This is a genomic window from Clostridioides sp. ZZV14-6154, assembly GCF_020657785.1.
In the GTDB taxonomy this organism is placed as follows: Bacteria; Bacillota; Clostridia; order Peptostreptococcales; family Peptostreptococcaceae; genus Clostridioides.
Map to the genome: position 1 here is coordinate 1 of NZ_JAGWCY010000089.1, position 255 is coordinate 255.

Here is a 255-nt window from a genome sequence, read left to right on the forward strand (position 1 = left end):
GATTTTTATATCCACATTTAGAACATAATTGACTAGATGCGAAATTCTTATCTGCTACTATTATTTCTCTACCATACCAATTAGCTTTATATTCTAACATTCTTCTGAACTCCGACCAACTTGCTTCACTTATAGCTTTCGCTAACTTATGATTTTTCACCATATTCTTTACCTTCAAGTCCTCAATAACTATAACTTGGTTTTCGTGTATTAGTTTAGTTGATAACTTATTTAGGAAATCTGCTCTTTGGTCTG

At 31.4% G+C, this 255-nt stretch carries 1 protein-coding gene; it reads right to left on the bottom strand.

Annotation, left to right across the window (positions count from 1 at the left end; translation table 11 throughout):
- On the bottom strand, positions 1 to 255 hold a 255-nt coding region (locus KGF45_RS19870), incomplete at both ends, for an RNA-guided endonuclease TnpB family protein (RefSeq protein WP_227843091.1).